General features: G+C 45.8%; 20 protein-coding genes. 6 read left to right on the plus strand and 14 right to left on the minus strand.

All coding sequences use genetic code 11. The annotated features are described in order from the left end of the window. Positions 1–231 precede the first annotated feature (231 nt). From ACBP55_RS24560 to ACBP55_RS24585, 6 genes are all read right to left on the minus strand, one after another. On the minus strand, positions 232–474 hold the full coding sequence (locus ACBP55_RS24560; protein ID WP_029195172.1) for an HPr family phosphocarrier protein: 243 nt from the start codon (positions 472–474) through the stop codon (positions 232–234). Next, positions 471–1,904, minus strand: a complete 1,434-nt coding sequence (locus tag ACBP55_RS24565) for an NAD-dependent malic enzyme (RefSeq protein ID WP_464645523.1) — start codon at positions 1,902–1,904, stop codon at positions 471–473. The genes ACBP55_RS24560 and ACBP55_RS24565 overlap by 4 nt, the downstream gene beginning before the upstream one ends. 30 nt (positions 1,905–1,934) lie before the next feature. Next, a complete protein-coding gene (locus tag ACBP55_RS24570; RefSeq protein ID WP_464645524.1) occupies positions 1,935–2,858 on the minus strand; it encodes an AEC family transporter in 924 nt (307 codons plus the stop codon). Between the two features lie 95 nt (positions 2,859–2,953). Next, positions 2,954–4,480 carry a tripartite tricarboxylate transporter permease gene (locus tag ACBP55_RS24575; RefSeq protein WP_464645525.1) on the minus strand — a complete coding sequence of 509 codons (1,527 nt, stop codon included), beginning with the start codon at positions 4,478–4,480 and terminating at the stop codon, positions 2,954–2,956. 54 nt (positions 4,481–4,534) lie between these two features. Next, positions 4,535–4,993, minus strand: a complete 459-nt coding sequence (locus ACBP55_RS24580) for a tripartite tricarboxylate transporter TctB family protein (RefSeq protein WP_029195176.1) — start codon at positions 4,991–4,993, stop codon at positions 4,535–4,537. A gap of 75 nt (positions 4,994–5,068) precedes the next feature. Continuing rightward, positions 5,069–6,136 carry a Bug family tripartite tricarboxylate transporter substrate binding protein gene (locus ACBP55_RS24585; protein WP_464645526.1) on the minus strand — a complete coding sequence of 356 codons (1,068 nt, stop codon included), beginning with the start codon at positions 6,134–6,136 and terminating at the stop codon, positions 5,069–5,071. Between the two features lie 226 nt (positions 6,137–6,362). Here ACBP55_RS24585 and ACBP55_RS24590 point away from each other — a divergent pair, with 226 nt between their 5' ends. The 3 genes from ACBP55_RS24590 to ACBP55_RS24600 all read left to right on the plus strand — a co-directional run bounded on the left by ACBP55_RS24590 (position 6,363) and on the right by ACBP55_RS24600 (position 9,744). Beyond that, the gene (locus ACBP55_RS24590) at positions 6,363–7,994 is read left to right on the plus strand and encodes an ATP-binding protein (RefSeq protein WP_464645527.1); all 1,632 of its coding nucleotides are present in this window, start codon (positions 6,363–6,365) and stop codon (positions 7,992–7,994) included. Further along, complete coding sequence (locus ACBP55_RS24595) at positions 7,969–8,682, plus strand: DUF977 family protein (protein ID WP_173184269.1); 714 nt, start codon at positions 7,969–7,971, stop codon at positions 8,680–8,682. The genes ACBP55_RS24590 and ACBP55_RS24595 overlap by 26 nt, the downstream gene beginning before the upstream one ends. A gap of 183 nt (positions 8,683–8,865) precedes the next feature. Continuing rightward, complete coding sequence (locus tag ACBP55_RS24600; RefSeq protein ID WP_464645528.1) at positions 8,866–9,744, plus strand: helix-turn-helix domain-containing protein; 879 nt, start codon at positions 8,866–8,868, stop codon at positions 9,742–9,744. Between the two features lie 66 nt (positions 9,745–9,810). Here ACBP55_RS24600 and ACBP55_RS24605 read toward each other — a convergent pair whose 3' ends face one another. Further along, entirely contained in the window at positions 9,811–10,770 is a 960-nt protein-coding gene (locus ACBP55_RS24605) for an alpha/beta fold hydrolase (RefSeq protein WP_464645529.1), read from the minus strand. A 24-nt stretch (positions 10,771–10,794) separates the two neighbouring features. Next, entirely contained in the window at positions 10,795–12,456 is a 1,662-nt protein-coding gene (locus ACBP55_RS24610; protein ID WP_464645530.1) for a hypothetical protein, read from the minus strand. A 240-nt stretch (positions 12,457–12,696) separates the two neighbouring features. On the opposite strand from ACBP55_RS24610, the gene ACBP55_RS24615 reads away from it, so the two are divergent. The 3 genes from ACBP55_RS24615 to ACBP55_RS24625 are packed head-to-tail and all read left to right on the plus strand — an operon-like array spanning position 12,697 to position 15,258. Beyond that, positions 12,697–13,722 carry a methionine ABC transporter ATP-binding protein gene (locus ACBP55_RS24615; RefSeq protein WP_464653402.1) on the plus strand — a complete coding sequence of 342 codons (1,026 nt, stop codon included), beginning with the start codon at positions 12,697–12,699 and terminating at the stop codon, positions 13,720–13,722. Continuing rightward, positions 13,719–14,381, plus strand: coding sequence for a methionine ABC transporter permease (locus tag ACBP55_RS24620; RefSeq protein WP_464645531.1), 663 nt, complete (start codon positions 13,719–13,721; stop codon positions 14,379–14,381). The genes ACBP55_RS24615 and ACBP55_RS24620 overlap by 4 nt, the downstream gene beginning before the upstream one ends. A 28-nt stretch (positions 14,382–14,409) precedes the next feature. Continuing rightward, on the plus strand, positions 14,410–15,258 hold the full coding sequence (locus ACBP55_RS24625) for a MetQ/NlpA family ABC transporter substrate-binding protein (RefSeq protein ID WP_464645532.1): 849 nt from the start codon (positions 14,410–14,412) through the stop codon (positions 15,256–15,258). 83 nt (positions 15,259–15,341) lie between these two features. Here ACBP55_RS24625 and ACBP55_RS24630 read toward each other — a convergent pair whose 3' ends face one another. The 6 genes from ACBP55_RS24630 to ACBP55_RS24655 all read right to left on the minus strand — a co-directional run bounded on the left by ACBP55_RS24630 (position 15,342) and on the right by ACBP55_RS24655 (position 22,837). Continuing rightward, the gene (locus ACBP55_RS24630; RefSeq protein WP_464645533.1) at positions 15,342–16,178 is read right to left on the minus strand and encodes a YitT family protein; all 837 of its coding nucleotides are present in this window, start codon (positions 16,176–16,178) and stop codon (positions 15,342–15,344) included. Between the two features lie 277 nt (positions 16,179–16,455). Then, entirely contained in the window at positions 16,456–17,571 is a 1,116-nt protein-coding gene (gene ald, locus ACBP55_RS24635) for an alanine dehydrogenase (RefSeq protein ID WP_464645534.1), read from the minus strand. Between the two features lie 122 nt (positions 17,572–17,693). After that, positions 17,694–19,349: a PucR family transcriptional regulator gene (locus ACBP55_RS24640; RefSeq protein WP_464645535.1), complete on the minus strand. Its 1,656-nt coding sequence runs from the start codon at positions 19,347–19,349 to the stop codon at positions 17,694–17,696. A 186-nt stretch (positions 19,350–19,535) separates the two neighbouring features. Then, on the minus strand, positions 19,536–20,687 hold the full coding sequence (locus tag ACBP55_RS24645) for a DUF2264 domain-containing protein (protein ID WP_464645536.1): 1,152 nt from the start codon (positions 20,685–20,687) through the stop codon (positions 19,536–19,538). After that, positions 20,680–21,801, minus strand: coding sequence for a glycoside hydrolase family 88 protein (locus ACBP55_RS24650; protein ID WP_464645537.1), 1,122 nt, complete (start codon positions 21,799–21,801; stop codon positions 20,680–20,682). The genes ACBP55_RS24645 and ACBP55_RS24650 overlap by 8 nt, the downstream gene beginning before the upstream one ends. Before the next feature lie 7 nt (positions 21,802–21,808). Continuing rightward, positions 21,809–22,837 (minus strand): LacI family DNA-binding transcriptional regulator, encoded by a 1,029-nt coding sequence (locus tag ACBP55_RS24655; RefSeq protein ID WP_464645538.1) that lies wholly within the window; start codon positions 22,835–22,837, stop codon positions 21,809–21,811. Positions 22,838–23,088 lie beyond the last annotated feature (251 nt).

Genomic DNA, 23,088 nt, shown 5'->3' on the forward strand with positions numbered 1-23,088 from the left:
CAGGAAGAAATAGAGAAAATTGTTGTACGTTGTACAACTTGCTTTCCAAATCCCCTCCAATGTAAGTAATATTTCGTTAAAAAAACCTTCAGCTCCACTCTATAGTGGTGTTGAAGGTTTTTGTTTCAAGTTCGGGATTGCCTCATTTTGTGGTGCGATTGGTGGTTCTCTTGGTTTTATCACTTAGTGGTGCTCTTGGTGTTACCCTTTCTGACAACTCTACATTCCTATCTAATCTTCGCTCAGCGGAAGCCCATGTTTAATAAATAGCTCCTCCATTGCATGCTTAGCCTCAGCTTCGTCTGGGCCGTGAATTTCTAACTGGTACACCTCGTTGCTGAAAAGTGTAATGCTTAGACCAAGTATACTTTTGACGTCGATGTAACGTTGGCCTACTTTGATAACTATGCTCGATTGAAATTGATTTGCGACTTGGTTAATTTCTACAATCGCTCTTGTCCCGACACCACTCATATGGATCCCCCCGATCTGAATTCACGCGGCATTCTCCGAGCCACTCCGGTTCTTATTGCTGCTTCAATGACCCCTGTTCGAATCCGTCTAACGACCTCTTGATTGAAAACACTAGGAATAATGTACAGTTTATTTAATTCTTGCGGGGCTACAACCGAAGCGATGGCCGCTGAAGCAGCTAGCTTCATTTCCTCATTAATTGTCGTAGCCTGGCAATCTAACGCAGCTCGAAATATGCCTGGAAAGCATAGGACATTATTAATCTGATTTGGGAAATCAGACCTTCCAGTCGCGATTACGCCAGCAATGTCCTCAATCTCGTCGGGATGAATCTCCGGTGTCGGATTCGCCATGACGAATACAATGGGGCGCGGCGCCATCCGTTCAACATCGCCTCGTTTCAGCACACCACCGGAAGATAATCCGATAAATACATCGGCCCCTTCAATAATTTCGTACAAGGATCCCGTTAGTCGATTCGGGTTGGTCCGTTCTGCATACCAGTTCCACATGGGATTGTTATAGGAAGTGCTGCTCACCAGAGCCCCTTCTCGATCGACTCCGATCAATTCCTTGACACCTGCTGCGAGTAAGATGTTGGAGCATGCAATACCAGCTGCCCCAATTCCGCATACAACAACCTTCGCTTCATGAATCGATTTGCCAACGACTTTCAGTGCGTTAATGAGCCCCGCATATAGAACGACTGCCGTCCCATGCTGGTCGTCATGGAATACAGGAATATCAAGCTCTTCGCGCAGCCTTTCCTCAATTTCAAAACAACGCGGCGAAGAGATATCCTCTAAATTGATCCCGCCAAAAGCAGGGGCTAAATTCTTAATCGTGGTAATGATTTCTTCCGTGTTCTGCGTGTCTAGACAGATTGGAAAGGCATCGACATCCGCAAGCTGCTTGAACAGCATCGCCTTACCTTCCATAACAGGCATAGCCGCGTAGGGTCCAATGTTACCCAAACCTAGCACTGCACTGCCATCAGAAACAACGGCTACCGTATTCCGCTTAATCGTAAGCTTGTACGCATTCTCCTGCTTCTCATGAATCGCCATACAAACTCGAGCAACATCAGGTGTATACACACGAGACAGATCGTCCCGATTTTGAATCGGCACCTTAGGTTTCATCTCGATTTTGCCGCCTAGGTGAAGCAGAAAGGTACGATCCGATACATGAACAAGCTTGACACCTTGAAGCAATTTGATGGCACCAGTGACGGCCTCCAGTTGAATTTGTTCTGATGCTGTGACCGTAATATCACGAACAGTCCAATTTGGACCTGTTTGAATAACGTCAATTGCAATAACATCCCCGCCATTTTCCGTGATGACAGTGATTAATTGTCCAAAATGAACGGCTTCCGTTTGCAGCTCCACACGCAGAATAATGCTTTTGCCACCAATAGTGTCTTTCAAAGTGAACTCCTCGTTTCTAGGGCATCATGCCTAAAATAATAGTTTCGATACATACACGACTACGGTAACAGTCAAGCTGCTGAACAATGTAGAGAGCAGTACCACTTGAGCTGCATATTCCGGGTGATTCCCGTATTCTAATGCGAATACCGCACTGTTCCTTGACGTAGGAAACGAGCTGGCGATAAACAATGCTTGAGCAGTTGTACCTTCTAAATGAAGCAGAAAAATGAAAATTAATGCTAGGATCGGGGAGACAATTAGTCTTCCTAGCAGACTGAAGACAAGTACGCTGCTTAGCCGCTTAAACTGCAAGTAAGCACTTTGTGCACCTAAAGTAACTAGTGCTACCGCAAGGAAAGCGTTTGAAACATTCTGGATCGGATGCCATATAAAAGCCGGAATTGGAATCGCCAAAATATGCATTATCAACCCCAGTACAAATGCATGTATCATGGGATTTTTCAAAAGCTCTCGCAGCATCTTCTGCCCTTGGTTCTGTGCGGAAACCGCATTAACCAAGCCGAAGGTATTCGTTAGAAGGTTTTGATAGATGGTTACAATAACCTGAACAGCTAAACCGACCGGGTTCCCCTGAAACACAAGCTGTGACACCGGCAAGCCGAAATTACCCGAATTGCTAAGTACTACACTATTTGAGAAGCTGGCAGACAAGCCTTTATCGAATTTAGCCAGTTTTGCTGATCCTACGCTAATCGCGATAAGAGCGATGCTTTGCAGAAGCAAAAAGCTAACGATTTGCAGCAGAGTGCTCCACTCCAGCTTACTTTGATAAATATTCGTAAAAGAGACGGCTGGGAGCAAGAAATACGCATTGAGCTTAGACAGCGTATGCATATCAAAATTAAAAACACGATGCATCAGAGCCCCTGCCCCAATTAATAAAAATACAGGAATAATGACATTGAGCACGATAAGGAAAAGTACGACCATCCGAATTTCACTCCATGAAACGAAACCCCTAATCTACCGATAGAGGCTGATTGGTATCAGAGCTCCACCCAGCATCATAGGGGTTTACGTCCAGCTTATGCTTCTTCGTTTACAAGAACATTTTTGCCTCTCATCTTCAGGATTAAAGGGATCGTCAACCATAGGAAACCAATGATCAAGAAAATTAAGGAAACAGGTTTTTGTAAGAAAATCATGAAATCTCCATTCGAAATCGTCAATGCTCTGCGCATGTTATTTTCCAGCATCGGTCCAAGAATAAGACCAAGTACCAATGGTGCTAACGGGTAATCGTTTTTCGATAAGAAGTACCCTACAAGACCGCAGCCCATAATCAAGAGCAAATCAAACGTTGAATATTGAACGGCGTAAACACCGAATACGGAAAACACGATAATTAATGGAATCAAATATTTCGTTGGTGTTTCAATAACTTTGGCAAACACTTTAACAAGCGGCATATTCAGAATAAGCAGCATAAGGTTGCCCACGAACATACTGGCAATAACGCCCCATGCGAGCTGTGGGTGATCTTGGAAGAGCAAAGGACCCGGCTGAACATTGTACATAATGAAGGCACCCATCAGAATAGCGGTTGTACCGGATGAAGGAATGCCGAGTGTCAAAAGTGGAATCATAGCGCCGCCTGACGCCGCATTATTTGCAGCTTCCGGAGAGGCTACACCTTCAATAGCACCCTTCCCGAATTTCTCGGGATTTTTACTGATTTTCTTTTCTACAATGTACGCGAAAAAGGAGGCAAGAATGGCACCGGCTCCAGGCAGAAGCCCGATGAAAAATCCAAGAACCGAGCCTCGAGCGATTGGTGCCGCGCTATCCTTCAAATCCTTCTTGGACGGTAGGATTCGATTGATTTTGGCCAATTCACCGTCGTTTCCTTCTCGCTGCAGAATGGTCTTGAATACTTCACCGACAGCGAATGTACCTACAGCTACAGTCAGGAATTCCAAGCCCTGATAAAGTTCTGGGATATTAAATGTAAATCGTTCAACGCCGGATACATTATCAATCCCGATCGTTGCGAGCAGCAGCCCGAAGGCTGTCATCATTAAGGCTTTGACCATGGATTTGCCAGCTAGACCACTGATTGCGAGTAAGCCGAGAACCATGAGCGAGAAATATTCAGCAGGACCAAACTTGATGGCAACCGCCGACAAGGGTCTGGCTAGGAAGATTAGTCCTATTAGGGAAATAATGCCGGCCGCAAAGGAACCGATCGCCGAAATCGCAAGCGCAGCACCTGCTCTGCCTTGTTTAGCCATCTGATAACCATCAAGGGTCGTTACTACGGAAGAAGATTCTCCCGGTGTATTTAGCAGGATGGAAGTCGTCGAACCTCCGTACATCGCTCCATAATAGACACCAGCGAGCAGAATAATGGAGCTCGTCGCGGCTTCTTCAGGACCTAATCCTGCAGTCATTGTCGCTGTTATCGGGATTAACAGAGCTACACCGCTCATGGGTCCAATCCCGGGTAGGACACCTACCACGGTACCAATTAATACGCCTAGAAAAACAAACACGACATTGTGCCACTGCATTGCAGTACCCAAGCCATGAAGCACATAATCAATCGTGCTCATTTTAATAACCTCCTTAGAGCTTGCTTTTAGCAAACCCACTGCGTAAGCGATATCTTAGAAGCCTAACCAAGCTGGGAAACCAGGAAGTGACCCATCTAAACCATTCACATACAACGTATATACCCCATAGGAGAATGCAGCTGAGATCAAAAGCGAAACCCAAACTCTACCTTTTTGCATCGTTTGGAACCCAATCATTAAAAAGAGAAACGTGGAGATGACGAATCCGATATCTTCGAGAAATAACGCATAAAGGACTGCTGCAACGAAAATGATTCCAAATCTTTTGTAATCCAAATTTTCTTTATGCTTTTTCGCCTGCTGCTTGCGGAACGTATCATAAATGAGACGAATGCTCATTAGTGCTAAGAAAGCCCCCAGCATCATTGGGAATATATTCGCGCCTACATTACTGCCGTATGCACTTGTTGAAATGCTTCTGCTGCCGATCACAAATGTGGTGCCGATAGCGAAAAAAACGATACCTGCATAGCGGTCAAACATGGTATTCATCTGCCTACTCAACCTCCCGCCCTTCGTGCATGGGAAGAAGCAAAATTCGCTTCTCCCCAGCATCCCAAGGCTCTCTTATTTCTGCATACCCAAAGCTGTTAGCATATCTTTCAATTGCGTTTCTTGCTGACCTAAGAAAGCTTTGAAATCATCCGCTTTTTTATAGTCTGTTTCCCAATTGTTCGCTGTCATTTCTTTTTTCCATACATCAGAATCAACCATTTTCTTGATCGAATCTTCCCAGAACTTTTTCGCACCCGCATCCATATTCTTAGGTCCGAAGAAACCGCGCCAGATTAAGAACTCAGCGTCAACACCTTGCTCTTTCATCGTAGGCACATCTTTCATGCTGCCGCCAAGCCGTTGTGGGGCTGCTACCGCCAGCACTCTGATTTTGCCTGCTTTCACATACTGATCCAAGGAAGATGCATCGGTACCAAGCACATCCGCATTACCGCCAAGCAAGGCTGTTACCGCTTCCCCGCCGCCATCATAGGAAACGTATTTCACCTTTTTCGGGTCGATCCCGTATTTAAAGGCAGGAAGAATGGAAACCAGATGATCCATAGAGCCAGGTGCAGAACCGCCAGCAACCGTCAGTTTCGTAGGATCTGCTTTCAAATCATCCAAAAGCGACTTCAAATCTTTATATTTCGAGTTTGCCGCAACCGCTACCGCGCCATAATCCTTCGTCAATTGAGCAAGCGGTGTTGTGTCGGCATAGCCGTATGGCGTGTTGCCTTCTTTTTTCAGATGGTTAATGAGAATCGGCGGCGAGCTTACGAACAATTTGTAATTGTCCTTCACATCTTTAGTCGCATATTCCGCCATGAAGACGGCACCGCCTCCGCCCGGTTTATTTTCAACCGAAATAGGCTTATCCATCGCTTTCGTTTCCGTCAATACTTTGGCAATCGTACGAGCTGTCATATCCCAACCGCCGCCTGCGCCGGATGGTGCGATGATGCTAATCGCTTTTTCAGGATATTTGGATGCCGCTTGTGCTGGTGCCGTTGTTTCTTTAGCCTTGTCACCCGTTGCTTCTGTTGGTTTAGCTCCCCCATTACCGCATGCTGCCAAGGAAATTGCTAACAAACTGATCGATGTTACTTTCCAAGATGCTGACAATACATTTTTTATCAAAAGAAACCCCTCCAACTTTTTGGTTTTATACGTGTATCCGCTTTCTTTGAAGCGCTTTCAGAATATCACCTGAATAGAAAATTGAAAAGTTTAACAAGATTAATTATAATAACGTCGTTTTGGGCATTTTGTTCATATTGTTCACGACAGCTCCTATGCGTTTTCCCTCAAAATGAGAGCGCTTTATGATACAATACTAGCAAAAACGGGGGGGCTTTATTGGGGAATGAGACTGCAAACCAAGCTGATCCTGATTATTTGTTCACTGCTTGTCTTTATCATCCTAAGTCTTGGCGGCATTTTCTATTACCTGATGACCTCAGCCCTTGAGGAACAGATTGGTACACGCGCCTTGAAGGTTGCCGAAACTGTGGCCAGTATGCCTGAAATAAGGCATGCCTTTCAATTAAATGACCCCTCAGCTGTCATTCAACCCATTGCGGAAACGATTCGTGAGAAAATAGATGCGGAATACATCGTTGTTGGAAACCGTGAAGGGATCCGTTATTCGCATCCTCTTCCTGATCGAATAGGCAAAGAAATGGTTGGGGGAGATAACGGCCCTGTTCTTGAGGGGAAATCCATTATTTCCGAGGCAATTGGTTCTTTAGGTCCATCACTCCGCGGCAAAGCTCCGGTATTTGGCGATAATGATCAAGTGATTGGTATCGTATCTGTTGGCTTCCTGACAGAGGACATTGATCTGGTTACCACTGCGTATCAAACACGAATCGAGATGATCTCTTTGATCGTTCTCGTCATCGGACTTGTCGGTTCTGTCCTCATCGCCCATAACGTCAAGCGTTCCATTCATGGCTTGGAGCCCAAAGAAATCGGTGCCTTATATACCGAAAAGAAGGCGATTCTAGAGTCCATTCGCGAAGGTATTATAGCAATTAATCGTGAGGGTGTTATAACGATGGCAAACCGTTATGCGCTTCAACTGCTGCAGCTGCCTGTCACGGCAAAGATTACTGGAAGACACATTGAGGACATTATTCCGAACACGAGATTGTATGAAGTCGTTCGTTCGGGCAAAGCCGAATTTGACCATGAAATGCTCATTGGCGACCATGAGGTTATTGTGAATCGGGTACCAATTATTGAGCGAAAATTAGGCGTGACAGGCGCAGTTTCGAGCTTTCGCAGCAAATCAGAACTGTATCGATTGGCCGAAGAACTTTCTCAGGTCAAACGCTTCGCTGAAGCTCTCCGTGCACAAACGCATGAATTCTCGAACAAGCTGTATGTCATCTCTGGGCTAATCCAGCTCGAATCGTATCAAGAAGCTGTTGAACTTATCTCACGAGAGTCCAATGTGCATCAGAATTGGGTACAGTTCATTATGCGAGAAATCCCCGATCCCATGATTGGCGGGCTGCTCATTGGCAAATTCAATCATGCGCAGGAATTAAAAATAACGTTCGAAATCGATCACGAAAGCTCATTCAGTGACATCCCGATTCAGATGGATCGAAATATGCTCGTTACCATCATCGGTAACCTTATTGACAATGCCATGGAAGCGGTACTTGCTGGTGGCGATCAGACGGAACCGCATGTGAAGTTATTTCTAACCGACCTTGGTGAGGATCTTATTATCGAGTGCGAGGATCGAGGCGTAGGCATTCCTGAGGAAACGAGTATGGCTGTTTTTGAAAAAGGCTTTTCGACCAAAGAAGGGGAACACCGCGGCATCGGACTCGCTTTGGTCCAGCATGCTGTCGGAAAGTTGAGCGGGTACATTACGTTTCATAAAAACCCCGCAGGTGGCACCATTTTCACCGTTGCGATTCCCAAGATCCCTGATCTCAAAGAAAGGAGCCTGCTCCATGGAACACCAAAATCAAACCGTTGAAGTATTAATCGTAGAAGATGATGTGAAAATTGCCGAAATTAACAGACGATTCATAGAAAAAGTAGATGGATTCCACGTTGTCGGTATCGCCACGGATGTGGGTCAAGCCAAGGAACAGTTGGAAATTCTGACTCCGCATCTAGTCCTACTCGATGTCTATTTACCGGGCGCCAACGGCTTAGAGATGCTTTCCTTTATTCGGCAGCATTACCGGGAAACAGACGTCATTATGATCACCGCTGCCAAAGAAATAGACGCCATTCGTGACGCTATTCGCAGCGGTGCGTTTGATTATATCATTAAGCCGCTCGTCTTTAATCGGCTTCAAGAAACACTTTTGCGCTATCTGAATTTCCATCGAGAACTGAGTCGGATGAACGAAAGCGGTATGATCAATCAGAGCGATGTTGATCGCCTTATGTCTGGAACCTCTAAGAAGGAAACCAACTTAGACACCTCATTCCTGCCCAAAGGAATTGATAAGCTCACGTTGGTAAAAATCGTACAAGCGATTTCAAGCGCATCCGGCGGCTTGACCGCTGATCAAATCGCCAAAGAAATCGGTGTCAGTCGCTCCACCGGCCGCCGCTACCTCGAGCACTTAGTCAGCTCAGGCGATTTGTACGCCGACTTGTCTTACGGTGTGGTCGGTCGACCGGAGCGGGTGTACCGGCGGAAGAATGCTTGATCGCAGGTTTGATTAACGGGAAAACTCCAGTTAGATGCATTGCTCACGATGTCGGAGTCAAATTAGCTGGAGGAAAATGGTTGTTACTTCATTGCCTTTATTTTATGATGAGAGCGTACTCATCTTTAGGGTTCATTCCGACATTCATTATGGCTTTATTTGACATAACAGGAGTAAAATGAAATGACCATTAAACGAAGCATTATCGAAACGCCCGGCGATCAATATTTCCTTCCGGAACTTCCGCTGTACGTCAACCGAGTTCACGAATCATTTGAAATGCTGCAGCATAAGCACGATTTCATTGAAATTAGCTATGTCGCTGAAGGCAGTGGTGCACATTACATCGACAATACTTCTTTACCCGTATCCAAAGGGGATCTCTTCTTCCTTCCGGTTGGCGTCTCCCATGTGTTCCGCCCCTCATCTTTTGCTCAGAAAAATAACCTTGTGGTTTACAATTGCATTTTCACGCAGGAATGGTTAAACCAGTTATTTCACTTGCAATTGAGTGGAAGTAAAGATGACTTCAACGTCCTATTCATGCAGGCAACCGAACGCGCTGCTTGGCTTTCTTTTAAAGAGCGCAATGGGGAATTCCAGCCTCTTTTTGAACGATTGCATTTCGAGTTTAATGCGCATCGCAGCGGTTTTATGACGATTTTGCAAACTTGTGTGGCCCAGCTTCTAGTTTACATGTATCGCTCCAAAATGGATTTCACTCCGGAAGCGTCCAAAGCTAATCTACAGGACTTAGATAGTCTACTTATCTATATTCGCGGGCATAGCAGCAGCCCAATCTCGCTTAAGGAAGCTGCAGCCAGATTGTCGATCAGCGAACGTCAGCTTCATCGCCAGCTTAAAAAGCATACGGGAATGTCCTTCATGGAGTTCGTGCAGCACGCACGAATTGAAGCCTGTTGTCAGCTATTACGAACAAACGATCACAAGATCAGCGATGTCGCTGCAAGTGTCGGCTATCAGGATATGAAATTTTTTAACCACCTTTTCAAAAAGATAACCGGGATCACACCCAGTCAATTCCGACAACAATATAGATAACAAAAAAATGCCCCTCCATCACGAAGATGTGAGAGGCATTTCAGTTTCAGTTTCAGTTTTTCAGTTTTAAAGACCCAACATAAATTGCAAAGTTTTATCGCTAAAGCCAGGTAAACCTTCGTGACCATAGTCCGGGTACAACTCAAACTGCTTTTTCGACTTGATTTTGTTATATGCAGCAAACTGCGTGGAAGGCGGGCATACAGTATCACTTAGACCAACGGCCATCAATACTTCACCTTGGATGCGATCTGCTAGATTTTGAATATCAATATAGCCCAGCTTCGTGAATATTTCATCTTCGCGTTTGTGCTGTGGATCGTGGCGGCGGAAGAAATCCTTCAGTTCCTGATAAGCATCCTTCGCCAAGTCCATTTCCCATACACGCTTATAATCGCTAAGGAATGGATAAACTGGCGCTAACCGCTTAATGCGAGGCTCAAGTGCCGCACATGCGATCGTCAAAGCGCCCCCTTGAGAGCCACCCAATGCGCCTACACGCTCGGGATCAACCTCTGGCATGTTCATCGCAATGCCGGCGAGTTGAGCCGTATCTAAGAAAATATCCCGATACAACAATTGATCCGGGTGATCATCTAAGCCGCGAACGATATGTCCGCGAAGCGTCGTCCCCTTAACTCCTCCCGTATCTTCCGATAAACCGCCTTGACCACGGCAATCCATGGAAAAGAACGAGTAGCCTAGAGCGGCATACGGTAATTTACCTAACCAATCGCCGGAGCTTCCAGAGTAGCCATGGAATTCAACGATAGCTGGATGCGGCTTATCTGCGTGTTTCGGACGAACATATTTGGCATAAATACGCGCCCCTTTGACACCTGTAAAATAGAGATCAAAACATTCGGCGTACGGCACTTGAAATTCACTCGGACGAAGCTCGATTTGAGGATCGACAGCCTTCATTTCAGCAATGGCCCGTTCCCAATAAGAATCAAAATCTTCAGGCCGCGGATTACGTCCTTCATAAGTAACTAGCTTGTCTAATGGAAAATCAAATAATGGCATGTCCAATCCTCTTTTCTATTTTTTTCAAGAAACCGTATAGCTAGAGAAATCAACAGCTTCACCATTCACAAGTCTGATGATCTTCCTGTCACGATGCAGGCCACTGCTTAAAACCATCGTTTCATCCTTCAAAGTCGTATAGGTGATTAGTAATTCGTCCTCGCTGGAAAGGGTATAAACGGGTTGTTTCTGCTTCATCCTATTCACAAATTGCTGTACATCCCTTATCTGAAGGGTTTCTGCTGTTCGCTGGTCTATACACTCGACAACAACGGAATTCATTCTTCCTTGGCTTGTAACAACGGATCGATCTTCGCGTACTTCCCTTTGAAAAGATTGCTGCACATAAACAGCCATGTAAACATGTCCGCATAATCCAAACAGTCCGTTAGGTTCCTCTACCCAATCTCCTACAGGCAGACATCCCAAGATGAATTCAGGCTGGCCGTCTGGAATTTGATAGGATGCAATCAAGGCATTTTGATGAAAAAGCACTTCAGAAAACTCACTTTGATGACGTAAATCTTCTTGTGCATAGCCTTGACCAGGGTGAAAAAAATACAAATGATTTATACCTTGGACCGCATCTAACGGAAGGGCTATATCCCAGCGATGCTGTTCATTATCAAACTCCAGTACGCGTTCCCACATACCGCCTAGTGCAAAGTTTTCTGTGATATATACATAACTGTGCAGCACATCGTTATCGCTAACAGCTAAGACTGCTTGTTTGGGAACTCTGCGAATCACTTCTACCGGAGCCGTACGTTGTAAGGCTGAACGCTTAACTTCTGACGAAGCTTCATAGGCAATAAAACCTGCATACTCGGTTCGAGGCATCTGATCCGGTAATATGAAATCGCCAAACTGGACATAATCATGCAGCACATTGGTGTCCCTTGGCATATCATGCGGCCATATCCGTGAATGCGGGCCGACCCATGCCCCTCCCAGATAATACGTCGAGCGAACCTCCCAGAGGTAGTCCAATAGACGAGCCAATTCAGATTTAATTTCTACATCCATCATAAGCTCCCAAGCACATGTAAAAGCCTGCATCCAGTGCCAGAACCAAGGTAATCCCCCATACTCTGACATGCCTCTCGAAATAACCCGATTTAGCGTACTGCGCAAGCTTAGGCAGCCATCCTCAAGCAATGCCGTATCCTCATAAAACTGTCCGAAAATAAGCTTAGCTGCCGTGTATTTCGCTTCGTGATGGTTGTAGTGTTCAGATGGTCTGCGATAAAAATCACTTCTATAAACATGCAGCAGAGCTACAGCAAATAAGTTACGCAAGGACTCACTCAAACTGTCTGAATAGCGTTGATAGAAATAAACCATCAAACTTCCCATTAATTCAACAGGAAGTGTATTTTTCGGTGCTTCTTGTGGAGTAGGTCTTAGATGCAAGGGCCAATGACCGTAGTTCACACTCTCTTCATTCTGGTCCTGGAGTTCCAGTATATGAAGCAGAATGCCCTCAGCCTTGATCTTAGCCTGCTCGCGATCCCCTTCAAAAGGGACTGCTTCTTCCTGTGACGCTGCAAATAAATAAGAAGCAAAGTAGAAATTATCTCGGATATCGTGATGAAATAATAAACCGCTGTTTAAAATAGGCTGCTTGAATGCCGCTTCAGCAATTCTGGACTTGATGTCATTTTGGCGTTGTTGCAAATTTGTCAATTTTGTCACCTCCTTAATAAAAACTTAAAAATACCGGTTTTCACCTTATTTAAGCGCTATCTTTCTAAATTGAAACGGTTAACCTCAGTTTATAGGTTAATAATTGGAGCGTCAATGCAAAGTAAATATTCGTTTTCCATATTTTAGATATTGCATCCTCTTGCAAATTCTTATAAAATGATCTACCGTTGGTCAAAATATACAATCACCAATATTTGCATGGAATAGGAGGTATTCATCCTGATTCATATCGAAAATTTACAAAAAGTATATGAGGATATTCCGGGACGTGTACCGGCCATCCAGCAGATCCATTTACATATCGATCGCGGAGAAATATTCGGCATCATCGGACATTCCGGTGCAGGAAAGAGTACTTTACTGCGTTGTGTAAATCTACTGGAGCGACCCTCCTCTGGCAGCATTCACATTGATGGTGAAGAAATGACAAAGTTGGATTCTCGCCAGCTGCAAACGAAACGCCGCAAAATCGGGATGATTTTCCAACATTTCAATCTCCTCTCTTCATCTACCGTTGCCGAAAATATTGCCTTTCCTCTGAAATTGGCAGGGATGGGGCAAGTGGCAATTCAAGCGCGTATTAAGGAGCTTCTTGATTTAGTCGGTCTGCAAGAACACGCGCAGAAGTATCCAGCCCAGCTTTCAGGCGGACAGAAGCAGCGCGTCGGTATTGCAAGAGCTTTGGCTAATCATCCAGATATTCTCCTATGCGACGAAGCGACCTCAGCGCTCGATCCTCAGACAACGAATGCCATTCTTGCGCTTCTGCTCGATATCAATCGAAAGCTTGGCATTACGATCCTGCTCATCACGCATGAAATGCAGGTCATTCGTGCGATCTGTGATCGCGTTGCTGTTATGGAGAAAGGCTTGATTGTTGAAACCGGGAAAGTGCTTGACGTATTTCTAAAGCCTCAGCATCCGGTTACGAAGGAGTTCGTCGGACAAGTTTCGGATTTCGCACAAAGTTCAGATCAGGATCCGATGGTGAAACAGGGAGAAAAGCGCGGAACGGTAATCCGGATTACCTACATCGGCGCCAAAACGTATGAGCCGATCCTGTTCGAAACCGTCAAGTCGACGAATGTGTCCTTTGCCATCCTTCAGGGTACTATTTCTTCCATGAAAAGTGTACCTTACGGTCAATTGGTTGTTGAATTAACAGGCGGACACCAAGAAGAAATCGATTCTGTGATTGCCAAGCTTGAGCAAGAAGGAATCGACGTGGAGGTGCTCTACCCATGAATATGACCTGGGACATTAACTGGTCCGAAATTATGAAAGCAACCGGCGATACACTCGTCATGCTTGGATGGTCACTCTTATTCACAGTCATCATCGGCATGGCACTGGGCATCATTTTATTTCTTACCTCCAAAGGGCAGCTGCTGCAAAATCTGCCGCTTTACGGAGTGCTCTCGCTGATCGTGAACATCTTGCGCTCCGTACCGTTCGTGATTCTTATGATCTCGGTTTTTCCGATCACGAAGGCCATCGTGCATACAACCATCGGCGTACAGGGCGCGATCCCGCCTCTCGTGATCGCAGCTGCGCCGTTTCTCGCGCGGCTGGTCGAAACCGCGCTGCGCGAAATCGACGGCGGCGTCATTGAAGCCGCGCAATCGATGGGCGCTACGCCGTGGCAAATCGTCTGGCGCGTCCTGATGCCGGAAGCGCGCCCGGGTCTGATCTCAGCCGTTACCGTGACGGCTGTAGCCCTGCTCTCCTACTCCGCCATGTCAGGCGTCGTCGGCGGCGGCGGGCTTGGCGATCTCTCGCTTCGCTACGGCTACATGCGGTTCCGTACCGATATCATGATCGTGACAGTCATCATTCTCGTCCTTTTCGTTCAGTTCCTGCAAATGCTAGGAGACCGATTGGTCGTTAAATTTAACCGCAAATAAAACACATTTTTTTGGAGGTCATCTCATCATGAAGAAACTTACGCTATCTTTAATGGCTATATTCGTTGTGCTTGCACTTGCAGCATGCGGACAGAAAGCCGCTGAAACGCCTGCAAGCTCGGCACCCGCTGCCTCTGCTGCTCCAGCTGCAGCAAAAGAAGTTACACTTAAAGTCGGTGCATCTTCTGTCCCTCATGCCGAAATTTTGAATAGCATCAAAGACAAAATGAAAGCGCAAGGCGTGAAGCTTGAAGTTATTGAGTTTAACGATTATGTTCAACCGAACGTACAAGTGTTTGAAAAACAATTGGACGCTAACTTTTTCCAACATCAGCCTTACCTGGATCAATATAACCTAGATAAAAAACAAAACCTCGTAAAAGTAGTTGGCGTGCACATCGAACCGTTCGGCGCTTATTCCCAAAAGGTGAAAGCTGCTGCAGAATTGAAGGATGGCGCTTCCGTCGCTATTCCTAATGATCCTTCTAATGCCGGCCGTGCGCTTGCGCTGATGGAGAAAAACGGACTGATTAAACTGAAAGACGGCGTTGGCATCAAAGGTACGGTTCAAGATATCGTAGAAAACAAAAAGAAGCTTCAAATCAAAGAATTAGACCCAGCCATGCTGCCACGTACAATCGGCGAGTTTGATTTGGCTTTAATTAATACGAACTATGCACTTCAAGCGAATCTTAATCCGACGAAAGACGCTTTGTTCATCGAGGACAAAAACTCGCCTTACGTAAACATCGTTGTTTCTCGTCCGGACAACAAGGACTCCGAAGCGATGCAAAAGCTTGCTAAGGAACTGAACTCCGCTGACACGAAAAAGTTCATTGAAGATAAATACAAAGGCGCGATCGTGCCTGCGTTCTAAGCATTCAGCAAGAGAAAAAACAGCCCGCCCCTTTTTCAGGGACGGGCTGTTTTTTGATATAGCTGCAACACCCAAGAGTCCGTTTACTCCTGCTTTGCGAATCCATTCCCAACGACTTCCCTCACATCACTGAAAGTTACGAAAGCGGATGGATCCACGCGATGTACAAGTGTTTTCAGCTTGATGATTTCTTTGCGGCTTACGATGCAATAAATCACTTCTCTGTGTTTGCCCGTATAGCCGCCTCTTCCTTCAAGAAAAGTAATCCCTCTAATTAATTCCGTCATAATCGCATTTGCTGTCAAATCTGGTTTGGCTGTTATAATAAAAGCCGCCCGCGCGCCGGAGGCACCCTCCAGCACAAAATCAATGACTCTAGCTCCTACAATAATCGCAACTAACGTATACATCGCACGCGTGAGATCCAAATAAATCAGCGACAACAACAGTATGACGAAATCCAGCGCTAATATAGTCTTCGCGATCCCAATCCCATAATGCTTCTGCATCAGACGCGCAATGATATCTGTCCCCTCTGTCATCCCCTCGAAACGGAACACAATGCCAAAACCAAGTCCAACAATCCCTCCTGCATATAACGAAGCTAACAGAGGGTCAGGCAAGGGCATGGAAAAACTCTCGAATAACCACAAAAACAGCGAAACCGATAACATCCCTACAACTGTATAAATGAAACTAATGCGTCCGAGCATTTTCCAACCGATAAGAATAAGCGGAATATTAATGAGTAGATTCGTCCATGCGGGATTCCATCCAAGCACATATTTGAGCAAAAGAGCTAGGCCAGTTATCCCTCCTTCTGCCAGTCCATTTGCAAGATTGAAATAATTGATACCAAAAGCGATGATGGCAGAACCAGCTATGATGGCCGCAATATTGATCCATTTGATTCTATTCATAATAATTCTCCTCAATAACGACATTGATCGTCTATTATACCCTTATTTGCCCATAAAATGAACCCATGCATACATTAAGTAAAAAAACCACAGCGTATATGTCAGAACTCGCTCCTACCATGTCGCTCGAGGAAACGTAGGGACCTTATTTTGCTCGAAACGGCTCATTTCCGTTTGTCGCGGAACGAGGAGCCTCTATTCTCCCGTTTTGTCCTACTCAGTCATAACTAAAAAAGGACCTCCGCAATTCAGCGAAAGTCCTCATAGTTTGCATGCTTTATTGCAACAGCGAGTAAATATCAGTATACGTGTAGCCATGTGCCTCTGCTACAGCTTGGTAAGTAACATGACCGGCGACCACGTTGATGCCCTTTGCGATCGCTTTGTTGTCCAAAGCTGCACGCACATAGCCCTTGCTCGCTATTTGCAAGCCATATGGTGTTGTCACATTTGTCAGAGCCAGCGTGGACGTACGTGCAACAGCTCCTGGCATGTTGGCCACCGCGTAATGTATGACACCATGTTTCACATAGGTAGGTTGATCATGCGTGGTTATGCGGTCAATCGTCTCGATGGACCCGCCTTGGTCAATTGCCACGTCAACGATAACGCTGCCAGGGCTCATCATTTTGACCATGTCTTCCGTCACGAGACGCGGTGCTCGAGCTCCTGGAATAAGGACAGCCCCAATGACCAAATCAGCGCGACGAACGACCTCGGCGATGTTGTAGGGATTGGACATAATCGTCTTCACGCGACCTTGGAACTGATCATCCAATTGACGCAGGCGATCTGGATTCAAATCAACGATGCTCACATCGGCGCCAAGTCCGATGGCCATTTTCGCCGCATTCGCACCAACAATCCCACCACCGATGACAGCTACCTTGCCTGGCTCAACTCCCGGTACTCCACCTAGCAGGATACCTTTGCCGCCATGTGCTTTCTCTAAGAAGTGAGCACCGATTTGAACGGACATGCGTCCAGCCACTTCACTCATTGGTGTCAGCAGCGGAAGGCTGCCATTGTCCAATTGAATGGTCTCATAGGCGATTGCTGTTACTTTGTTATAAGCTAAAGAGTGCGTCAATTCGGCCTCAGGTGCAAGGTGTAAATACGTGTACAAAATCAAACCCTCGTGGAAATAACCATACTCTTCAGGGAGCGGTTCTTTCACTTTAACGACCATATCTGCCGTCCATACTTCAGCTGCTGAGGCAACGATGGTTGCACCTGCTTCTGTGTAATCTTCATCTGTGAATCCGATACTTTGACCTGCTAAGGTTTCGACGATAATGTCATGCCCTGCTTTTTTGTAAGATAGTACGGAGCTAGGCGTCATGCCGACACGAAACTCATTATTTTTAATTTCCTTAGGAACCCCAATGATCATTCTGCATCTACCTCTCTGGATGATCCCATAAAAAATGGATCAATCTTATCTTGTCTCCAAGTATAAGACCGATCCATGGACGTTCCATTAGACAAATTGTAAAAAATGTTTACAAAATCTTTTCACATTTTTATTTCCGGATTCAAAAGCTGATAAGCCCGTATCCCCACCTGCAGCGCCAAGCGCTTTTCCGGCAGCATGTAGTCGGCTCCAAGGAGCTCTTCTATTTTTTCCAAACGGTAATAAAGGGATTGTCGGACGATAAAAAGCTGCTGGGCAGCGATTTGCTTAGAACCATCCGTGTCGAGGTAAACCTTGAGCGTGCGCAGGAGCTCGCTGCCTTTCATCTGATCATGATCAATGATCGGTCCCAAATAGGTGCGGACAAAAGATTGTAATATCTGTTTATCTGGAATGTGAAATAACAATTGAAATACGCCAAGCTCATCAAAAAACAGTACCTTCCCTTGCAGTGTAGGAGCAAGCGGAATCGCTTGAAGCGCCTCTTGGTAGCTAATGTGAGCTTGCAGAAAACTTCGATTGCTCTGTCCAACGCCAATGGTTAACTTGATCTCATCCTCGGCTTTCAGGTATTGAATGGATTGGAAAACCTGCTGAAGGCGTTCTTTAGACGGTCGTTTTTTCGTTGCTTTATCAAAGGCTACGACGACAAGCCTATTATTTTTCAACGTGATCAATGGATGAAAGGAATGCTGCTCGAAAACGGATCTTACAGCAAGTGAAAGATGAATCCCCGAAGACTCCACACCCTCCTCTTCCGTGTTTTCCCCCTCCGCTTGTTCATGCTCAAACTCGATTAAGATAACGTGATAGGGAAGCTCATTAAGCCGCTTAAATTCAGTCCCAATCAATACTTTTATTTGCTCTTCGTCACGAATCCGCAGATGCAGCAGATCATCAACCCAAAGCGTCTGTGAATACAATTTACGCTCCTCGATATAACGTTTGCGCAGCAAATCTTGTGCGATAGACAATGAGGCTGAATCTAGAATTAAGTATTCATATTCCTGCGGCTTTCGGCTGAACACCAGAATGATGTGCGCCCAAGTTTTGCCCATGGCCCCAACGGGTTGTACGATAACCGTTTGACCCTCAACTTCCATCACGGAAGGAGCCGCTGTGTTACCATTATTCGGACTTTCGACCAGACGACTTTCTAGAAATTCCAACCATTGTCCTGACTCCCGGCTCCCTAAATGAGGGATAAACTTGGGCTGTCCATTCAGAGGAACATAAATAACTTGAGCTTTGGTACTGCTTTGCAGCAGCCCCAGTACATGAGAAACACCTTGTGAGGATAGTGTCATTCGATGGAATTCTCGCGATATTTTCTCCAAATCCTGAAGTGCTTTATGGTGTTGGTTGATGATATGCGCATGAATATCCTGCGTAATGTCGATGAACCGAACAGCTTGCGGAAAAATAATGAGCGGGAATTGATAGGATTCCGCCGCTTGTATCCATTCTTGTGGCACTAAACTCAAGTAATGTCCCATTTCGATGCAGAGGCATGACACATTTTTATTGAGCAACTGCTCCAGATAGGTCATGAACAACTCGGTATCGCTCTTGAAGGCAGCCCCTGTCGTAAGGATCATTTCTCCGCCCTGCAGCAGTTGTTCAAACTGTATCACTTCAATGATATGTACCCAGCGGACTAGACGTTGTAATCCCTCTTTACCTGCCGCGATATAGGCATGCTGAAAAGTGGGCCGTCCCAGTACTTCCTGCAGCGTTAATTGATAATCTTGATTCAAAGGAGTCACTCCACTTTCTTTCCACTCATATCTAAAAGTTATCCACAACCGTCCAATTAGGCTATTTGTGGATAAATACGCTTCAGCAGCTAATTGACCGAAGTTCAAGCTAGTTGTCATTCTAAGTTTACACGAAAAAAGCGCCTGTTTCATTAAGAAACAGAACGCTTTTTATGCAACAATCGATTATAACGCTTTATCAATGGCAACTGTTTGCCCTGACCATACCTTCTGAGACGTCCAAGGGGTATCTGCCCCCTGCCAAAATTCGTCATCTGCCCGCAATCCTAAAGGAAGGAAAACAGCTGAACATAAGTATAGGCTGCCTGTGGAAATATACGTTTCACCAAGCTCGGGCTGGTGTCCGCAAAGTCCAATCTTCAGCCAGCCGGCCTCATCGAATGTGCCTGGGGCTTCAATCAACCTGTGAATGACCGCACTTAGTGCGCATCTTACTTGAGCTGGCGCAACACCATCGGGTAGTTCACGTCGCAGCGACATGTGTGCAAGTGATTGAAAGGCGCCAAAACGATAAGCAAGCGACCGACCAGTAACAGGAAACGTCCCCTCAGGTGAAATCGATCGTTCCTGCACGGCCGCATAGCGCTGTGCTCTAATCAAAATATTCTCGCGCATTCCAGCCCAATCATCGTAATGCCCATGTACATGCTCAACGATATCAACCAACATGGGTTGAATGACGAAACTGTTGTAATAATCGGCATGATAGTGCGGACCATCGCCGTACATCCCATCACCCAGATACCACTGCTCGTGCTGTTTAAGGGCAAAATCCACGCGCATGGCATCCCAATCCTCGCCAATCACCCCTAAAGCCGTTTCGGTCATAGCAGCGAACAAGAGCCAGTTGTTGAAACCCGGTTTGCGCGTCCTTGTTGCCTTCATGGCTTTCACCAGATTGCCCTGAACGCGGCTGTCCAATCGATGCCAAAGCGTGTTAGGAGCTCTTAGGATCGCATTAGCCAGAAATGCCGTATCTACAATCGGCTGCATGCCTTTGGAAAAGTTTAAAAAATCAGGCGAATCCGGATCCGTCGCCGCGTCCAGACCAGCTCGGACTAGCTCGCCGTAGTGAATGCGAAGCTTCTCTTCCTCGGCATCTTGAGCTGGATTTTCTAACCACGGTGCCATGCCTACCAGTGTTCGTGCGAATGCTTCTAGATGCGAAAACTGGAGCTGTTCTTCTTTTTTATTCTCTACTGGCATTGTTGCTCGCAGCTTCCTAGATGCCAATGCCTTTATCACAGGATCAGCTATACGAAGCATCGTAGCCAACCAATATGCACGGTCATTGCAGGCTGCAGCTTGATTACTCATACCAGTAACCTTTGATTCCTTTTTCCATCCGTACGAGAGCTTCTAAATAGTAATAGTCACCCCAGATCATGTAATCATCTGGAGCATTTCCACCGCGAACGTGATAGGAACCGCGTTCGATGAAGCCTTGAGCATCAGGCTTGCCAATGGTTGCGTAGGATTTAACTAGCCCAGTCATGGAGCGTTGAATCGCATTTTCCAAATATGCACGATCAGCATCATCAGCAGCCAAGTGTTCCAATAGCTCTAAGGCTCCCGCTGAAGCAATCGCAGAAGCTGAGCTATCACGGTTCGTTTCTGCGTTCACCGGCGCATTGAAATCCCAGTAAACCACATCATCCTGCGGCAAGCGGTCAAAGAAGTAACGCGCTAAGCGCTTGGATGTTTCTAAGTAAAGCGGGTTTTTCGTATAGTAGTACGAAAGCGCGAATCCATAAATTCCCCAAGCTTGGCCGCGAGTCCAAGTTGAACCATCTTGATACCCCTGATGCGTTCCGCCATGAAGTGGTTCACCACTCTCTTGATCAAAGTAAAACGTGTGGAAGGATGAATCATCGCCGCGAACCAAATAGCGGCGGCTCAAATCCGCATGAATCACGGCAACCTCCTTGTATTTAACATCGCCAGTTTGCTCGTAAGCCCAGTACAAAAGTGGTAGGTTCATCATGCAATCAATGATGATGCGTCCTCCATTTTCTTTGTCCCCTTCAGGCCCCCACGCTTGAATATATTGGCCCTTTGGTCTCCAGCGTTTCATCAGTACATCGGCAGCTTGCAAAGTAAGTTGTTTAGCATTTTCATCTTTTTCAATAATCCATTGCGCTTTAGAAGATAGAGAATATAAGAACCCAATATCGTGGTGATCTAGTGCAACATTGTTTTCCAGTCTGTGCTTAAAGCTTTCCACTGTTTTCTGAGCGGCCTGCTGGAACGCTTTGTCACCGCTATATTCGTAACTAAGCCACAAAATACCTGACCAGAAGCCGTCTGTCCAATCTGTATTCGGATTCAAATGATACACATCGTTCTCACTAACGTGAGGAAATAAATCCCCAAAACGTTCGATATTCACTTTCGTTTTTTGCAAAACATCTTCAATGGCTTGTTTCCACATGATCGATTCACTCCGTTTTGTATGATTTGGTTGATTCTCGTTCTATGAAAGTAAGCGGGACCTCGATCTCTCGTTCCTCACCTGACTCAGCCTTATTGCTAAATTTATGCAGCAGTTTGTTAATGGCCGATTGGGCTTGATAGCTATAAGGAATGTCCCAGCTTGATATACCTGGATAACTTTGTTTAGCAATATAATCGTTATTAATTCCAATAATCTGAAGCTGGCTTGGAATCGCAATTCGCAGCTTATTGGCTGCCGATAAGAGTCGCAGGGCAACATGGTCATCAAAAGCGATCACACCTACGGGCATCGCATGGCGCTGCAATAAGCTTGAAAGAAAAGCTTCCATATCCAAATCTTTCGCGTCCACGATCTCATGAATGACATCGCTTGCATATTGCCGGATCCCGGCATTGAAACCCTTGCGGCGCTGCTCGTCGATGACTTTCGAACCTTTACTGCCCACATAGCAAAGCGCTTTACAGCCACGTTCTACCAACAATTTAGTGGATTGTTTGCATGCCTCGGCAAAGCCTAAATTCACTGCACCTAACGCAATATCCTCCGGCCAGTTCCAACCATTAATAAGGACTAATGGTGTACCGCTGTTTACGATCGAACGTGTAGATTCGAATCCCATGGCTAGACCATGACAAATCAATCCGTCTACTCTGCGCTGCAGCAATACTTCGAGATTTCTCCGCTCAATATCCGGATCGAATCCCCCAGAGGAAAACACAGATAAGTGATACCCCGCATTATGTGCTTCAATCTGCAAATGCTCAGCAAGCTCTCCATAGTAATTCGTTAACCCTGGTAAGATGAGGCCGATCTCATACGTCTTGCTGCGGCTTAACCCCGCTGCCATCGTATTCCGTCGATAACCTAATTGCTCAGCAGCCAATTCTACCTTGCGTATCGTCTCTTTGGACGAACGAATACCACCTCGATTCAGCACATTGGAGACTGTGGCAATGGATACTCCTGCTGCTGCCGCCACTTCTACAATTGTGACTTGTTTAGGCTTGCTCATACTTGTTTCAACTCCGCTTTGTTAAACGTTTAACATTCTCTTATAGCTTAAATTGAAACGTTTAACCTGTCAAGAGATAAAATAAATGCATCTATATGTATCACATTCAGATCCACAGCACATGCTGCGGATCTATTTTTCTGATCATTTACATAAAAAAAAAAATAAAACCTTTTACACTTTTCTTACGTAATACTGTTTATGCATGACATTCTTTCAGGGTTAGGGAGGTTTCTTGCTTATGACAACAA

This window comes from Paenibacillus sp. WG02, from assembly GCF_055396115.1.

Bases quoted from the DNA above. Each gene is read 5' to 3' on its own strand.
- ACBP55_RS24655 (WP_464645538.1), bottom strand. From the start codon at position 22,837: ATGAGCAAGCCTAAACAAGTCACAATTGTAGAAGTGGCGGCAGCAGCA.
- ACBP55_RS24560 (WP_029195172.1), bottom strand. From the start codon at position 474: ATGAGTGGTGTCGGGACAAGAGCGATTGTAGAAATTAACCAAGTCGCA.
- ACBP55_RS24605 (WP_464645529.1), bottom strand. From the start codon at position 10,770: ATGCCATTATTTGATTTTCCATTAGACAAGCTAGTTACTTATGAAGGA.
- ACBP55_RS24645 (WP_464645536.1), bottom strand. From the start codon at position 20,687: ATGAGTAATCAAGCTGCAGCCTGCAATGACCGTGCATATTGGTTGGCT.
- ACBP55_RS24620 (WP_464645531.1), top strand. From the start codon at position 13,719: ATGAATATGACCTGGGACATTAACTGGTCCGAAATTATGAAAGCAACC.
- ACBP55_RS24625 (WP_464645532.1), top strand. From the start codon at position 14,410: ATGAAGAAACTTACGCTATCTTTAATGGCTATATTCGTTGTGCTTGCA.
- ACBP55_RS24595 (WP_173184269.1), top strand. From the start codon at position 7,969: ATGGAACACCAAAATCAAACCGTTGAAGTATTAATCGTAGAAGATGAT.
- ACBP55_RS24600 (WP_464645528.1), top strand. From the start codon at position 8,866: ATGACCATTAAACGAAGCATTATCGAAACGCCCGGCGATCAATATTTC.
- ACBP55_RS24590 (WP_464645527.1), top strand. From the start codon at position 6,363: ATGAGACTGCAAACCAAGCTGATCCTGATTATTTGTTCACTGCTTGTC.
- ald (WP_464645534.1), bottom strand. From the start codon at position 17,571: ATGATCATTGGGGTTCCTAAGGAAATTAAAAATAATGAGTTTCGTGTC.
- ACBP55_RS24650 (WP_464645537.1), bottom strand. From the start codon at position 21,801: ATGTGGAAACAAGCCATTGAAGATGTTTTGCAAAAAACGAAAGTGAAT.
- ACBP55_RS24630 (WP_464645533.1), bottom strand. From the start codon at position 16,178: ATGAATAGAATCAAATGGATCAATATTGCGGCCATCATAGCTGGTTCT.
- ACBP55_RS24570 (WP_464645524.1), bottom strand. From the start codon at position 2,858: ATGGTCGTACTTTTCCTTATCGTGCTCAATGTCATTATTCCTGTATTT.
- ACBP55_RS24580 (WP_029195176.1), bottom strand. From the start codon at position 4,993: ATGAATACCATGTTTGACCGCTATGCAGGTATCGTTTTTTTCGCTATC.
- ACBP55_RS24575 (WP_464645525.1), bottom strand. From the start codon at position 4,480: ATGAGCACGATTGATTATGTGCTTCATGGCTTGGGTACTGCAATGCAG.